15 protein-coding genes and 1 pseudogene are annotated in these 13889 nt (G+C 35.9%); 14 read left to right on the forward strand and 2 right to left on the reverse strand.

Annotation, left to right across the window (positions count from 1 at the left end; genetic code table 11):
- Window positions 1–114 precede the first annotated feature (114 nt).
- From FC64_RS00225 to FC64_RS00245, 5 genes and pseudogenes are all read left to right on the forward strand, one after another.
- Complete coding sequence (locus FC64_RS00225) at window positions 115–1104, forward strand: Gfo/Idh/MocA family protein (protein WP_057906005.1); 990 nt, start codon at window positions 115–117, stop codon at window positions 1102–1104.
- Window positions 1105–1179: 75 nt separating this feature from the next.
- On the forward strand, window positions 1180–2193 hold the full coding sequence (locus FC64_RS00230) for a LacI family DNA-binding transcriptional regulator (protein WP_057906006.1): 1014 nt from the start codon (window positions 1180–1182) through the stop codon (window positions 2191–2193).
- A gap of 300 nt (window positions 2194–2493) precedes the next feature.
- Window positions 2494–3883 (forward strand): annotated as a pseudogene (locus FC64_RS00235) (Na+/H+ antiporter NhaC family protein).
- Window positions 3884–3970: 87 nt separating this feature from the next.
- Window positions 3971–4408 carry a hypothetical protein gene (locus tag FC64_RS00240; RefSeq protein ID WP_057906007.1) on the forward strand — a complete coding sequence of 146 codons (438 nt, stop codon included), beginning with the start codon at window positions 3971–3973 and terminating at the stop codon, window positions 4406–4408.
- A gap of 47 nt (window positions 4409–4455) precedes the next feature.
- Complete coding sequence (locus FC64_RS00245) at window positions 4456–4683, forward strand: helix-turn-helix transcriptional regulator (RefSeq protein WP_057906008.1); 228 nt, start codon at window positions 4456–4458, stop codon at window positions 4681–4683.
- A 127-nt stretch (window positions 4684–4810) separates the two neighbouring features.
- On the opposite strand, the gene FC64_RS00250 is transcribed toward FC64_RS00245, so the two are convergent.
- Entirely contained in the window at window positions 4811–5323 is a 513-nt protein-coding gene (locus tag FC64_RS00250) for an AmiS/UreI family transporter (protein ID WP_057906009.1), read from the reverse strand.
- 13 nt (window positions 5324–5336) lie between these two features.
- Window positions 5337–6563: an ammonium transporter gene (locus tag FC64_RS00255; protein WP_081035584.1), complete on the reverse strand. Its 1227-nt coding sequence runs from the start codon at window positions 6561–6563 to the stop codon at window positions 5337–5339.
- Between the two features lie 219 nt (window positions 6564–6782).
- Between FC64_RS00255 and FC64_RS00260 the strand changes: the two genes are divergently transcribed.
- The 9 genes from FC64_RS00260 (at window position 6783) to FC64_RS00300 (ending at window position 13870) form a co-directional block, all read left to right on the forward strand.
- On the forward strand, window positions 6783–7085 hold the full coding sequence (locus FC64_RS00260) for an urease subunit gamma (RefSeq protein WP_057906010.1): 303 nt from the start codon (window positions 6783–6785) through the stop codon (window positions 7083–7085).
- 15 nt (window positions 7086–7100) lie between these two features.
- Window positions 7101–7487 (forward strand): urease subunit beta, encoded by a 387-nt coding sequence (locus FC64_RS00265; RefSeq protein WP_057906011.1) that lies wholly within the window; start codon window positions 7101–7103, stop codon window positions 7485–7487.
- 30 nt (window positions 7488–7517) lie between these two features.
- Entirely contained in the window at window positions 7518–9239 is a 1722-nt protein-coding gene (gene ureC / locus FC64_RS00270) for an urease subunit alpha (protein ID WP_057906012.1), read from the forward strand.
- 89 nt (window positions 9240–9328) lie between these two features.
- A complete protein-coding gene (locus tag FC64_RS00275; RefSeq protein WP_057906013.1) occupies window positions 9329–9784 on the forward strand; it encodes an urease accessory protein UreE in 456 nt (151 codons plus the stop codon).
- Window positions 9777–10517, forward strand: coding sequence for an urease accessory protein UreF (locus FC64_RS00280; protein WP_057906014.1), 741 nt, complete (start codon window positions 9777–9779; stop codon window positions 10515–10517). The genes FC64_RS00275 and FC64_RS00280 overlap by 8 nt, the downstream gene beginning before the upstream one ends.
- A gap of 24 nt (window positions 10518–10541) precedes the next feature.
- A complete protein-coding gene (ureG, locus tag FC64_RS00285; protein ID WP_057906015.1) occupies window positions 10542–11150 on the forward strand; it encodes an urease accessory protein UreG in 609 nt (202 codons plus the stop codon).
- Window positions 11151–11166: 16 nt separating this feature from the next.
- Complete coding sequence (locus FC64_RS00290) at window positions 11167–12006, forward strand: urease accessory protein UreD (protein ID WP_057906016.1); 840 nt, start codon at window positions 11167–11169, stop codon at window positions 12004–12006.
- A 19-nt stretch (window positions 12007–12025) separates the two neighbouring features.
- A complete protein-coding gene (gene cbiM, locus FC64_RS00295) occupies window positions 12026–13069 on the forward strand; it encodes a cobalt transporter CbiM (protein ID WP_057906017.1) in 1044 nt (347 codons plus the stop codon).
- 18 nt (window positions 13070–13087) lie between these two features.
- Complete coding sequence (locus FC64_RS00300; RefSeq protein WP_057906018.1) at window positions 13088–13870, forward strand: energy-coupling factor transporter transmembrane component T family protein; 783 nt, start codon at window positions 13088–13090, stop codon at window positions 13868–13870.
- Window positions 13871–13889 lie beyond the last annotated feature (19 nt).

Consider the following 13889-nt stretch of genomic DNA (forward strand, 5'->3'; position numbering starts at 1 on the left):
GCGTTTAAAGCCATGGACAAAAGTCTGTGGCTTTTTTAGATAATGCCGATGAAAGCGCTATAAATTTATAAAGGATATTATATAATATAAGTAAATATTTATGGAGGAAAGAAAATGGGAAAATACAATTGGGCAATCATTGGGACCGGTTGGGCAGCTAGTGATATGGCAAGTGCATTAAATAAGGAAAACGGCGAAATTTATGCGGTAGTAAATCCTCATAAAAAACATGCTGATCAATTTGCAAAAAAATATCATGTAAAAAAAGCATATTATAACTATATGGCAATGCTTGCGGATTCAAACGTTGATATTGTTTATATTGCGACACCGCACACATTTCATTATGAACAAATCAAGCAGGCATTAAATGCTGGTAAGCATGTCTTTTGTGAAAAGGCGATCACCGTTAACGCAGCCCAATTTGATGAGGTTGAACGGCTGGCGTGCTCAAAAAACTTAATTTTGACGGAAGGATTCACTTTATATCACATGCCGCTTTATCAGAAAGTTAAACAGTTAATTGCGGATGGTAAATTAGGCGAAATTAAAATGGTTCAGGTGAACTTTGGAAGTTTAAAAGATGATGATCCAACTCAGCGCTTCTTCAGCAAAGACCTTGCGGGAGGAGCGTTACTTGATATTGGTGGGTATGCAACGGCATTTGTACGGATGTTTCTTGACACGCCGCACGTGGCGGGAACATCAGTTAAATTTTTTGTGACTGGCGTTGATGAAATGTCAGGAATTATTTTGAAAAATGGAAAGGAGCAAATGGGAGTGATCAGTCTTTCTTTTCGGGCTAAACAACCAAAACGTGGCGTAGTTTCTGGAACAAAGGGATTTATTGAAATCAATAATTATCCGCGGGCAACGGAAGCTGAGGTTACGTATACGGTTAATGCTCATACTTCTGAAACTAATAAAATTAGCGTTGGAAAGATTGATGAAGCATTACAATATGAAATTCGCGATATGCAGCGGTATATCGAACAGGGACACGATGATGGTGAATTAGAATTTAGTCGTGATGTAGCTCATATTTTGGACGATGTGCGTTCGGATTGGGGAATGCGATATTCGTTTGAAAATCAGATGCAGTAAAGGTAAGTGATTAATTTGAACGATATTGAATTATAGTTTTAATGATTAATAAAATTAAAGAAAGGAAAATTAAAGATGGCAACGATCAAAGATGTGGCACATGAAGCTGGCGTGTCACCATCAACAGTTTCGCGAACTTTGCATGACAGTTCGTTAATCAGTCAGGAAACTAAAGCCAAAATTTGGCGAGCGATGAAAAAGTTGAATTACTCACCGAATTTTGCGGCACAAAATTTAGCAAATAACACTTCAAATATTATCGGGATAATTCTTCCACCAGATGAAGAATCGGTCGCCAATAACCCGTTTTTTGGGCAAATCTTACAGGGAATTACCTCAGTTTGTAATCAGCAAGCTTACATGGTATCGATTGCGACAGGGAAAGATAATGCAGAGTTGATTGAAAATGTTCAAATGATGATGGAACGTGGTCGAGTCAAACGTTTTATTGTGACCTTTTCTCAACAAAGTGATGATGTTCTGGAATATTTAGATCGAAATAATGCAGAGTATGTTTTAATTGGTGAGCCGATTAAAAACATTGCCGAAACGTTATATGTTAATAATGATAATGTGGCTGCTGGGAACGATGCAACGGAATATTTATTTGACAAAGGGTACCACTATCCGGTTTATGTTTATGAAAATTTAGAAGAAATAGTGCAAAAAGACCGTTTCAGTGGTTATTCGCATGCAATGGAAAGAAAAGGAAAAACTCCATTGAATTATCAAATTAAGAAGGATCATACCAAGGAAAAACTCCAGGAATTCATTGATCAGCATCCTGAAGCCGATTCTATGGTTGCATGCGATGATATTATAGGAGTGGCTTTGCAAAATGGATTGTTGGCGATTCATCAAAATTTGGATGATTATGGAATTATCAGTTTTAATAATTCATTATTTGCCCGGTCTACTCATCCATCATTAACTTCAGTTGAAATTTTTCCAATTTCTTTGGGGATGGAGGCAGCGGTGTTGATTTTGAATATCGATGATCAAGACTTCACAAGGTTACGTTCAACTAATTTTTCACATGTAGTGATTCCGCATAAAATTATAGAGCGAGAATCAACAAAAAATAATTAATAAATTTTCTTGACAAATAAAGGTTAGTATTTTTCAATATAATTAAATTATGATATATAAAATATTGAAGATGAAGTAGGATTTGTCCAATATTTAAGATAGTCAATGGTTGCTGCGAATTGATATATGACAATATTTCGAATTACGTCTTTGAATAAAATATGTTTTGCTAGCTGGTATTAAAAGCAAATAAGGCACATGATGTGTGAATATGGGTGGTACCACGGAGTCGAATTCGTCCCTAGATGAAATTATTCATCTAGGGACTTTTTGTTTAGATTATGAATTGGAGGCTTTCGCATGTTGAAAAATGAAAATAATCTAGAAGAAAAGAAAAATATACGAATGGGTGTAGTAGAAGCAGTTTTAATATTAGCTATTTTATTTTGTATTTTGGGATTTTTAATTATTGGTTTGCACCTTTCCCCTCAGGTTCCAATTTTAACAGCATTAACATTTTTAATGTTTTATGGAAAGGTTAGAGGATTTGAGTGGGATGACATTATAGAAGGCATTGAAAATGGCATTAAACCAGGAATTGTTCCATTAATGATTTTTTTAATGATTGGTTCATTAATTGCATGCTGGATCTTTTCAGGGACAATCCTAACAATTATGTGTCTCAGTTTTAATATTATTTCAGCTAAATTTTTTTTACCAACGGTTTTTATAGTATGTTCGTTAGTGGCAATTTCTTGTGGAAGTTCATTTACGACAGTATCAACGATTGGGATTGCTTTTGTAGGAATTGGGACAGTTTTAAGAATAAATTCTGGATTAACAGTTGGTGCAATTGTTTCAGGTGCATTTTTGGAGCAAATGTTTCACCACTATCGGGAACTACGAATTTAGCTGCTGGAATTGGAAAGATTAATTTATATACTCATATAAAATCACTTTTATTAACGGATATTCCGGCATTTGTTATTTCACTGATAATATACTTTTTTCTCGGATTAGGAACCAAAACTGCAAAGTTAACACAGGTTTCTACAATGATGCAACAAGTAAAACAATATTTTTGGATCTCCCCATGGGCGTTGACGCCGGTGGTATTATTGTTGATCCTAGCATGGATGAAAATACCAGCAGTTCCTTCGTTAATAGCAGGTTCTGCCATGGGGTTATTAGTAGGAGTTATACATAATCCTAAAGTATCGATCTCAACATTGACAAACTATGTAATGAACGGTTATGTAGCACATACAGGAAATAAAATGTTAGATACACTGTTTTCTAAAGGTGGCATATCAAGTATGCTATCATCGGTAGCATTAATTATTTTAGCTTTAGCTTTGGGAGGAATACTGATTAAGTTTAATATAATTAGCGTTTTAATTAACAAAATGGCGACATTTGTCACCCCCCAGGAAGGCTAGTTTTATTAACAGCGATTGGCAGCATTGGAGTTAACTATTTAGTTGGTGAACAATATTTATCAATTATATTACCAGGACAAGCATTTGAAAATTCATATGATAGGTTGAAACTGCCACATAAATATCTAACAAGAACGTTAAATGATGCAGGCGCGGCAGTTAATTCAATTGTTCCGTGGGGAGTTAGTGGAACGTTTATTTCAGGAGCTTTGCAAATTGAAGCGTTAAAATATATTCCGTTTACTTTCTTTCCAGTTGCTGTAATTTTAATGGTAATTATTAAAGGATTTAATTTGAAAAAAGATAAATAATAAGCCAAGAATCTTGTCTAATATTAAAATTTATTTAAATTATAATACTTAATGTAATAGTATTTATAATTTGAAGGTGATTTTGATATGGCAAAAGGATTAGCATTGAATTTTCAAGGTTATCAAATTAATCACTTAAGATACGATATTGATAATGTTTCATCAGAAGTTTTGAACTATGGTGAAAAGATGAGTGTCGGATTTAGCGATGTAAAAACAGGTGTTTCAGCTGATAATAGTCAAGCTGTTTTTAGCTGTGGAGTGCTTGTAGAGTCAAAATTAGCTAATGGAAAAGACGGAGAGGTCCCTTTTAGAAAGATAACGTTTGATTATACTGGAATCTTTACAGTAATTAACGCAGAAGAAAAGGAAATCACTAAGGATGACATATTGGCCCTTTTTGATGAAGGTGCTTCATATATTGCAACGTCTTATATTAAAGATATTGTAAAGAATATCTCAAATCTTGATTATCGAATGCCATTAAATGTAAATGTTCCACAATTTCCAAATGGGTTAAAATAAAGATACATTAATATATATTTGACAATAGCTTACTTAGGAGATGCTAAATGATGACTTATGGGGAAGGATTAAGTCATTGGCGACGGAATTTAAATCTTCGACAATGGCAGGTAGCAGAAACGTTACATGTAACAAGACAAACAATTTCTAATTGGGAAAATGACGTAAGTTATCCTGATTTAGGAAGTTTGTTTATTTTAAGTAAAAAGTATCATACTTCAGTAAATGATATTCTTGGCCAAGATTATGGTGGGAGGGGGTGCGAGCAAGACTGATTCGCTTGTTGCATCCAAAACAAAAAAGGATCTGTTTCAGATTATAAAACAGATCCTTTTTTTTACTGATAAGTACGATCTATAAAGGATATTGTGTGTAAGAGACAATATTTTGTATCTTAAAATTTTACCATTTGCCAATTAACATTAAGAATCCAGGAATCCATGCCGTAAGGATACCTTCGAGAATTCCTAAATAGCCAACAAACTTGCCAAGGTTCTTGTGGAGATTATTTTCAATAAATCCAGTTAACCAAAGAATTCCCCATGCAAACCAGATAATACCGTAAATCCAATTACCACCCCAACCGAAGAAGCAAAGAATACCGGCAGGAATTGAGTTGATTGCAACGAATAAACTGTACCAGCCGTATAAACGTTGATCCAAATTAAAGATAGAGTTGATAGCTGTGTAGAGGTATGTGAATGCGAAGAGCAATCCAGTTGCACTTGCATAGAACCATGAAGGACCTTTACCAACGCATGCACCATAACCGATAGCAATGATATTTAAGATAAGTCCTAAACCGCCAGTAAAAATATTCATAACGGCGATAGATTTATCTTTAATTCCTTCAATTCGATAGAAACCGTTACTCATTAAGACCATTCCAACATAGAGTAAAATAACACCTAACATTTAGACTTCCTCCTTATTTGTCATCTTCTGAGTATGTTTCGTGTAATAATGTCTTGTCCAAACCTTCTTTTTGTTGTGCAGCTGTTGTCCGAATGTGACCAATCTTATCAAGGACAAATAAGATAATCCAAGTTAAGATCATTGCATATGCAGCAACTAAGACAGCACCCATGATTTGGATAAGTAATTGATGGATTCCAGCATGAGTACCATTAATTACAGGGTTAGCTAAAACTCCAATTAAGATTGTACCGAGCATACCACCCATTCCGTGGACACCCCATACATCCAATGCATCATCCCATTTGAACTTGTCTGCTAACTTTACACAAACGTAGCAAACGATCGCAGCTAATAGGCCGATTAACATTGCAGCAACGGGAGTTACGTATCCTGAAGCTGGTGTAATCGTAGCTAATCCGGCAACTGCTCCGACCAATGGTTCAACAAATGAGAAGTGGTGACCATCATGGAAGTAAGCAATAATTGTCCATACGATCATTGCAACGATTGCGGCAACTGCAGTATTTGCAATGATGATTGCAGCTTTATCATTAGCGCCTAATGTACCGCCAGCATTAAATCCAAACCAACCAAAGAGAAGCAAACCGGCACCGATACCAACCAATCCCATATTTGATGGCTTTTGGTTCTCTTTATCGTGTTCAATTCGTTTTCCTAGATATAAGATTGCAGCTAGTCCAGAGAATGCTGAAGAAATGTGAATAACTGTTCCTCCGGCAAAGTCAACGAAGCCTAACTTTTGTAAGAATCCGCCGCCCCAGATCCAATGAGCAACAGGGAAGTAAACTAAAATCATCCAAACGATCAAGAATTTGATCCATCCGCCAACCGTTAATCGTCCAGCTGTTGCTCCCGTCATCAATGGAAGAGTAATAATAGCAAACATCAATTGATATAAGAAGAAAAGAATAAACGGAACAGAAGAACTGTATGTATGGTTAATGTCAAATAAAAGGTTATGGAATGCAAAGAATTGCATTGGATTACCAATTACTCCACCGATATCCTTTCCGAATACCAAACTGAAACCACCAAAAATCCAAAGTAATCCGACAACTCCAATGGCAATAAATACTTTTAACATAATTGTTAAAGAATTCTTTTTACGATCTAATCCACCATAAAAGAATGCCAAACCAGGAGTCATTAAAAATACAAGAATTGTAGATAAGAAAACAAATGTTAAATTACCTAAACTCGCATTTAAGTTTAAAATGTGCGTTAACACATCATCTCATCCCTTTATCTCAGAATTGTTAATGAAATATTCGAATATTCTTTACAATTTTGCCACGTAAAATTAATTAAATTCAACCTCAAACCCTTAAAAGACAAGCATCTTGTCTTTTTGAAACCGTTAGCACAAAAGGTGTTATTATCAGTTTTGTTGTTAGGTTACTGCAACGTATTCTTTATCGAAGAAGGTGAATCAGTTATGCAATTAACATTGCGCGAAGAAGAAAAAATGTTAGTTAGTGTTGCCGCAATGGTAGCACAACAACGGAAAGACCGCGGTCTTAAGTTAAACCATCCAGAAGCCGTTGCTTTGATTACAAATGCTTTAGTTGAAGCAGCTCGTGATGGTAAATCAATGGAAGAAGTCGTTGATTTAGGTAATAAGGTACTAACACGTGAAGATGTTATGGAAGGTGTACCAGAAATGATTCCGATGATTCAGGTGGAAGCAACATTTACAGATGGTACAAAACTTATTACTTTACACAACCCTATTCAATAGAAAGGAGCGTTTTCAATGGTACCAGGTGAATATGTCTTAGCTAAAGATAAGATTGTATGTAACGCTGACTATCCTGCAATCACAATTGAAGTAAAGAACACAGGTGACCGTGCTGTTCAAGTAGGTTCACACTTCCACTTCTATGAAGCAAATGCAGGACTTGAATTTGATCGGAAGAAAGCTTGGGGTAAACGTTTGGATATTCCTGCTGGAACGGCTATTCGTTTTGAACCAGGCGATGTTCGTAAAGTTAACTTAGTTGACTTTGGTGGTAAGAGACGGATCTTTGGATTTAACGATAAAGTTAATGGTTACTTAGATGGTTTCTCAGCACCAGAAACTGACGAAGAAGCATACACAAATGTGCGGAAGTCAGCTCTTGATATGAACAAAAATAAATAAGAATAATTACGAAAGGGAGGACTTAGACAGATGAGTTTTGAAATGGATAGAAAAACATACTCACAAATGTTTGGTCCAACAACTGGCGACAGTGTTCGTTTAGGTGACACAGACTTATTCGCTAAAGTTGAAAAAGACTACACAGTTTACGGCCAAGAAAGTAAATTCGCTGGTGGTAAAGTTTTACGTGATGGTATGGGACAAAGCGCAACAGCATTACGTAAGTCAGATCCTAAAGTTGTTGATTTTGTAATCACAAACGCTTTGGTTATCGATTATACAGGAATTTATAAAGCAGATATTGGTATTCGTGATGGAAAGATTATCGGAATTGGTAAGAGCGGTAATCCAGACAACATGGATAACGTTGATTTTGTTATCGGCGCAAGTACTGAAGCAATGAATGCTGACGGTATGATTGTTACTGCTGGTGGGATTGATACTCACGTTCACTACATTTCACCAGAATTGGCCGATATGGGATTAGCAAATGGTATTACAACCTTCTTCGGTGGTGGTACAGGTCCTGCTAACGGTACATGTTCAGCAACATGTGCACCAGGTAAGTTCAATATTGAACAAATCCTTAAGTCATTTGAAAACATTCCAGTAAACTTTGGTGTATTTGCCAAGGGTGGCGGTGTAACTCCTGAAACAACAGGTGAACAAATTGAAGCCGGTGCTTGTGGTATTAAAGTTCACGAAGACTGGGGTGCAACAGCATCAACAATTGATCACGCACTTGAAGCTGCTGATCAATATGACGTTCAATTAGCTGTCCACACAGACTCATTGAACGAAGGCGGATTCCTTGAAAACACATTGAACGCAATCAAGGGTCGTACAATCCACACATACCACACAGAAGGTGCCGGTGGTGGACACGCTCCTGACATTATGGTTGTTGCAGGTCAAGAAAATGTATTACCATCATCAACAAACCCAACAAACCCATTCACAAAGAATGACGTTGCTGAATTATTTGATATGACAATGGTATGCCACAGTCTTGATCCAAACGTTCCAGAAGATATTGCCTTTGCTGAATCACGTGTTCGTAAGCAAACAATTGCTGCTGAAGACGTATTACAAGACATGGGTGCTATCAGTATGATGTCTTCAGATGCCATGGCTATGGGTCGTGTAGGTGAAGTTGTTCAACGTACATGGCAATTAGCTGACAAGATGAAGAAACAACGTGGACCTCTCGAAGGTGACAGCGAATACGATGATAACAATCGTATCAAACGTTACATTGCTAAGTACACAATTAACCCAGCTATTACAAACGGTGTAGCAGACTACATTGGTTCTGTTGAAGTTGGTAAGATTGCTGACTTAGTAATTTGGGATCCAAAGATGTTTGGTGCCAAAGTTAAGTACATCATCATGAATGGTGTTGTTACATACGGTAACATGGGTGACGCAGGTTCAAGTTTACCAACACCAGAACCACAAAAGATGACAAAATTATTTGGTGCTTACGGCAAGTCATTAACAGATTGCCACATCACATTCGTATCAACATATGCTTATGAACACGGCGTAAAAGAAAAATTAGGTCTTGAACGCATGGTATTGCCAGTTCACAATACACGTGATTTATCAAAGCATGATATGAAACTTAATGATTACACACCAGAAACAATTGCTGTCGATCCACAGAAATTTACAGTAACAATTGACGGTAAAGAAATTAGCTGTGAACCAACAGATGAAATTGCATTAGCACAACGTTACTTCTTGTACTAATTTGAATTAAACATTAGCTATGTTGGTTTCCAGTTAGCTGGAAACTGGCGTAGCTTTTGTTTTTATGTGAAAGATAAGGAGCGATCAATATGGAGATTATCACCAAAATTATAGGGAATGTTGATGATGTCAAAGATATTGAACAACATCATGTTGAAACAATTTTTATTGAAAATGATGCATTAAGCAAGCCCATTCAACGTCTTAAGTCTGACCATGGCAATGAATACGGTCTAAGAATTGATCGGAAAGACTTGCCTCTTCATGATGGAGATATTATTAAAAATGATGGTCATAATATCGTTATGCTTCACACTCGTTCGAAGGAAATGATTGTGATTACTCCAAAAGATATTGATGAAATGGGAAGAATTGCACACCTTTTAGGAAATACTCACAAGCCTGTTAAGGTTGAAAACGGGAAAATCATTTTAGATCGTGATCCGGTTGTAGAGAAGATTCTCGGTCACAATGATATTCAGTATGAACTTAAAGAAATGACACTTTCAGAACCTTTAAAATTTGCAGATTTAAGCTATGACTAAAGAAAATAAAATAACAAAAAATCAATTAGAAAAAATCAAAAAGATACTTGAAGTATTTCAAATTTGTGATTCAACTTTTCCAATTGGAACGTTTAATCATTCCTATGGGATGGAAACTTATCTTCGAGATAACAAAGTAACTGATAATGATTCATTTGAAAAATGGCTTGGAACATTTCTTCAAACTCAGTTTAAATGGGGCGAAGGGTTACTTGTAAAGTTGGCTCTTGAAGCCCTTCAAAAGGGAAATGTTGAAAAAATCTGGCAATATGATAAGGAAATCACGCTTTCAACTTCAGCGATTGAAACACGTAAAGGTGCGAAGTTGATTGCATTACAAATGATTGAACTTATATTGCAAATTTATGATGATGATTCCCCTGAAATTAAGTTGGTTAAAGAATACCAAGAAAAAATCAATAACGATAAGGCATACGGGAATCCAGCAATTGTATTCGCAATTTTTATGAAATACAAAGATATTCCGGCATTTGAAAGCACTTGTTACTATGGCTACAGTATTGTAACAACCATGGTTCAAAATGCTGTGCGGACAATCCCTCTAGGTCAAAAATCAGGTCAAAGAATCATGCATGACATTTTTGACGTTGTCTTAAAGTTATGTGAAGAAATCAGTCAGTTAGATGAACGTTATCTTGGGGCAAATGTTCCGGGAATTGAAATGTCACAAATTCGACATGAAACAACTGTTTTCAGATTATTCATGTCTTAAAAATTAGAAAGGAAGATTATTATTATGACAAAACCAGTTATTATCGGTGTTGGTGGACCAGTTGGATCAGGTAAGACGGCATTATTGGAAGATTTAACACGTGTAATGTCAGACAAGTATGAAATGGCTGTTATTACAAACGATATTTATACTAAAGTTGATGAAGAGTATATGAAGAAGAATTCAGTTCTTGATGATGATCGGATCGTCGGAATTGAAACAGGTGGCTGCCCACACACAGCTATTCGTGAAGATGCTTCAATGAACATGGCTGCTGTTGAAGAACTTGAAAAGAAGTATCCAAACCTTGATTTATTGTTCATTGAAAGTGGTGGCGATAACTTAGCTGCAACTTTCAGCCCAGACTTAGTAGACTTTTCAATTTATGTAATTGGCGTGCCAGAAGGTGAAAAAATTCCACGCAAAGCAGGTCAAGGAATGATTAAGAGTGATTTATTCATTATTAATAAGACTGACTTGGCTAAATACGTTGGTGCTGATTTGGATCGGATGAAGTCAGATACTGAAAAATTCCGTTCAGATGACAGCTTTGTATTTACAAACCTTAAATCAGGAGAAAACCTTGATAAGGTTGTTGACTGGATCAAGAAAAACTGCTTATTAGAAAACTAGAATAGGAAAGTAACCAATGGACAAATATGACGGATATACAGAATTAAGTTTTATTCCGAAAAACGGTCGAACATTAGTTGATACGTTGAAATATCATGGACAATCTCGAGTTTCGGCACGGATGCAACTAAATAATGAAGATACGCTTTGTTATTTTTTGATCGCAATGGGCGGCGGTTTGACGGAAGGCGAGGATTACTATACTAAGATTTCGTTAGCTGAAGACACGCGGGCAATTATTTCTACTCAAGCACCAACTTATATATTCAAGTGCGATAACCATGAAATAACTCATCAAATTAATGAAATCAGTGTGAAGAAAGATGCAATTCTTGAATATCTGCCTGACAGCTTAATCCCGTACCGGAACGCAAGGTATCGTCAAGACAGTGAAATTAATGTGGAAAAAGGTGGCACGTTAATTTATACAGATGGTCTTACATCAGGATGGTCTCCTGACGGAACAGAGTTTTCATATGAAGATATTCAATTAAAGACTCAAATTATTTACGATGGTAATTTAATGTATGCAGATAATGTGATTCTTGAACCAAATGTATTTAAGATGCAAGATTTAGGTTTCTTTGATAACTATAAAAACTACGATAGTTTGGTTGTAGTTAATGAAAAAATCGATGACGCGTTTGTAAAAGAATTGCAAGATAAATTCAAGCAACAAGATAAGGTTCGTGTGGGAATTTCAAAACTCGAAGGGCCAGGATTTGTAATGCGAATTTTAGGAGATAATATCAACTTTAATCGTAAAGTTTTGATGGACTGTGTGGATGATATTCGTGGCAAGTTATTTGGGTCACCTAAGCTTGATTTACGAAAAGATCCACGGTTTGTTTATTAACTAGCCTGGAGGGATAAAAATGCATATTCCTGAGAATTATTTAAGTCCATCGACATGTGCAACAATGTTTGCAGTCATGGCACCTGTTTGGTATGTATCAGCCAAAAAGGTTAAGGTTCAAATTGAAAAGAAAAAGGAAACGGTTGTTCAATTAGGGATGGGAGCATCACTTGCATTTTTAATCATGATGTTCAATGTTCCTGTTCCTGGTGGAACAACAGCACATGCTGTAGGGTCAGCGTTACTGGCGATATTGTTGGGCCCATGGGCCGCGTGTCTTTCGGTAACAATGGCGTTAATATTGCAGGCATTCCTATTTGGAGATGGAGGGATTCTTTGCTTAGGTGCAAACACTTTTAACATGGCATTTGTTCTTCCATTTGTAGGGTATGGAATTTTCTTGTTGTGTCGGAAAATTTTTAAAAAACACGGCGATAAGATCGGCGCATTTGCAGGAGGGTACATTGGAATTGTATGTGCTGCATTTATGTGCGGGGTTGAACTTGGAATCCAGCCACTGTTATTTAAAAATAGTCATGGGAATCCATTGTATTGTCCATACCCATTAAAAATTTCTGTTCCTGCAATGGTTGGTGCACACTTAATTATTGGGTTGATTGAAGGGGCAATTACCCTTATGGTTTATAGTTATATTAAAAAAGTAGCACCGCAGACGATATATCATGCAAGTGACTATCTGAACACTGAGGTAAGCAAAACTCAGAATAGTGGAATGAAAGTTTGGAAAAAGGCAATTATTGCAATTATTGCTGTTGCATTAATTTTCACACCTCTTGGATTAATTGCATCAGCCCCTGCTTGGGGAGAATGGGATGCAAGTGGAATTCTTACTCAACTTAGAAAATATCATTTAAATGCAGTTGTTCCGGATGCATTTAAACATGGACAAGGCTATCATGCCGCTTTTGATGGTTATGCAATTCCAGGAATGAATCATGGAATTGAAGCTGCATTTGGATATATTTTGTGTGGGATAACAGCAATTATTATTTTCCTTTTAGTTGCGAAGATTTTGAGTGCCTTTGTTAAAAGTAAAGAATAATAGAGAGAGTGTGGTTATATGTTACCGCATTGGATGTATGAAAAAGAGGACTATGAGCCAGAAATAAAAAAGGGTGGTTTGTTTTCTAATGAAAAGCTTTTAAAGGGATTACTTTCAAAATTGCATACCGAAAGTAAAGTATGTAAAAAACATCCTTTTCACCCATTAGTGTATCTTGTAAATATAATCATAATCTCGTTAATTTTATGTTTTACTTACAACAAATATGTAATTTGGATAATCGGAATATACGCAGCTGCTTTACTTTTGCGGGTGTCGAATAAAACATTATTGAAGATTATAAAACGGACGTTGGGACTGTTTGTCCTTAACCTAGTCTTATATAGTCCTTCGATAATTTTAGGAACAGGTAATTATGTTTTCTTGATAAAAATGTTTTTACTTTTCCTTTCACTAATAACATATGCTTCAACGACATCAGTTTATGATTTTCTAACTGCGTTAAAACAGCTACATGTGCCAGATTTCATAATCTTTCAGGTAGATATTTTTGTAAAACATTTACACATTCTTGGATCATTTTTATTAAAGGTTGTTTATGCAATTGAAGCACGTTCTGTCGGAAGTGAAAAGGGGCAAAATAAATTGATGGGAACGATTTTTGGAAACCTTTATCTGGAAATGGTTAAGTTCGGAAAAGAGCTTTATAACGCTTTGGAAGCACGAGCTTTTACAGGAAAATATGATTATATGATTCATAAACTAAATTGGAAAGACTATACTTTGATTTTTATTCAGGCGGTTTTATTAGTTCTTGTAATTTTGATTGGAAGGGGCTGATCTTATCTTTACCGCGGAA

Origin of the sequence: Ligilactobacillus araffinosus DSM 20653, from assembly GCF_001435375.1 — a bacterium.
Lineage (GTDB): Bacteria > Bacillota > Bacilli > Lactobacillales > Lactobacillaceae > Ligilactobacillus > Ligilactobacillus araffinosus.